This window comes from Nitrospirota bacterium, from assembly GCA_016219645.1.
Classification (GTDB): Bacteria; Nitrospirota; Nitrospiria; order Nitrospirales; family Nitrospiraceae; genus Palsa-1315.
The window spans coordinates 1-2,006 of record JACRLR010000037.1 but is presented as its reverse complement, the minus strand read 5'-3'; the positions used below and the strand labels follow the sequence as shown (position 1 = coordinate 2,006).

The 2,006-nt window shown below is 56.6% G+C and carries 3 protein-coding genes; all 3 read right to left on the bottom strand.

What is annotated here, in order from left to right; genetic code table 11:
• Window positions 1-459 (bottom strand): hypothetical protein (locus HZB34_13125; GenBank protein MBI5316902.1); only part of this gene is annotated, 459 nt, incomplete at its 3' end.
• Window positions 460-940: 481 nt separating this feature from the next.
• Entirely contained in the window at window positions 941-1,537 is a 597-nt protein-coding gene (locus tag HZB34_13120; protein ID MBI5316901.1) for a 4Fe-4S binding protein, read from the bottom strand.
• A 90-nt stretch (window positions 1,538-1,627) separates the two neighbouring features.
• Window positions 1,628-2,006: hypothetical protein (locus HZB34_13115; GenBank protein MBI5316900.1), on the bottom strand; the 379-nt coding region annotated here is incomplete at its 5' end.

Here is a 2,006-nt window from a genome sequence, read left to right as displayed (position 1 = left end):
GCCCATCACATGGGATTGCGCGAACACGTGGTCATTCCCGAACAGGGTTTCGTAGGGAGGGCAATCGAGTGTAATCACGTTGCTGAACACCCGGCGATGTTCCGACTGGAGATCGCTGAGCTGCCAGTTGACACACTCGGAAGCAATCAGATTCTCAACCAGGGCCAACTGCGTCCTCAGCGAAGTCAATTTCTTCCTGGCTCGCTCGCCCCCCTCAGTGCCGAGGGCAACCTCTAATGCATCAAGAGCAGCCCGGCCATCCTCCACAAACTCGCCGCACCGGAGGTAATCAAGAAATTCCTCATCTTCGGGGTACAGGAGGCTCCAGGAGACCAACAAATAGATTTTACTGCGATTAAGCGCACGTTCGACGGCGGGGGAGTCCTTGATGGACACAGGGCTCGGCAACGTAGCAGTGGCAGATGCAGATACGCCTTGCATCGGCTGTTGACTCGTCATATAAATCGCCTCCCGACCACCTTAGCTCACCCCACCACCGTAGCCCCAAGGCAGGGTAGCAGGACCTCGTATGTATATGAAAAGGACCGTGCGAAGTCAAGGGTGAACTGGTTCGGCCTTGTGAATTGTAATTTTCTTCCAAGCAACATCGTTGGATGTGGCGCAATCATCAATCGATCCCCTCTAGCAGACAGTATCAGAAACGCCACCAGGATATTCAAAAAGACCGTCAGCGAGGTCCGCGACGCGAAGAATAATGAGCGTCATGTCTGCGGACGGGCGCGAGTTGGTGAGCGCCCCGTGTCTTAAGGGCGAAGCGTAGTCCATTTTTACCCGTCCACCCATCGCCTGTAGGAACAGGCGTTTGCCCAGGCCGTACGTTGAGCCTCTGAGCCCGCTTCGCCGACTTTGCGAGGCGAGCGATGCGACCTGCCTGCGCATAGTGCTTCGGCAAGGCAGGGAACGCCGCTGGCGGCCTTTTTCAACATCCAGCCAGCTGCCTCGACGGTACCACACGAATTGCGACATGGTCATTGACGGTTTTACAGACCATTTCACACATTCCACAGCCAACACAGGCTTCCTTCACCACGGAGAGATGCAGGAACGCAACGTCCATCGAAAGGGCATCCGTCGGACACTTCGAGACACAGGCATGGCAGCCTTGGCCTGCCGTGCAGAGTCTATGTGAAACCGTCGCGATTCCCATTCGGACATGGGTGATCCCCTCGACCGGAAGGAGCGCTTCTGTCTCACAAGCTGTAATGCAAGGAAGATCCTCACATAACAAACAGGGCGACTGATCGGCAAAAAGCACGGGTGTCCCGTCCCGGGGATGGGCCGCGATCGCGCCTGGTGGACAGGCCGTGACACAATCATTGCACTTCGTACAACGTTCAAGGAAAAGCGGTTCTTCCACCGCACCAGGGGGACGCAGCCAGTCCATACGCATCGGCGGAGGCGGCGGCTCCGCTGGAACACCCTCCGCCTGCTTGACGAGTTCGCGCGCGGCTTTGACCGTAGAAATAACGGAATCTTTCAGGAAATCCCGCCGACCGTATGAAGGGTTAGTGGCCATGGCAGAGAAGATCAAGGTCGAGGGTACGGTTGAGGTAAAATCTAGATCTCGTGAATCCTTGGCCTCAACCTCAGCCTTATCAGTATGCCGTTACATGACCCCGTCGGCGCGCAACTTATACACCTCAACACAACGATCACAGGCTCCGAAGTCCACGTCCCATCCCGGATGATTCTCGCGGATGAAGTCGAGCACGTAGGGTTCCACCTTCGTCCCCATATCCTCGACCCACGAATAGGTGGGGAACCGACACAGCGGGCACGGGAACCCCGGCATGAGCATGATTTTGTTTTCGGTCTCAGGAACTTCACCACCCTCCACATCCACCGCCCGATCCATCACACGGAGCGTGTCAGCGGCCATCTCAATCAGCTCTGAATGGGTGAAGTACGAGGTCTGCCAGAGCCCCTCGAACACCGACTTCAGTTGAGGAGGCGGAATTTTCCGGTACCACGACCGGAATTCCTTG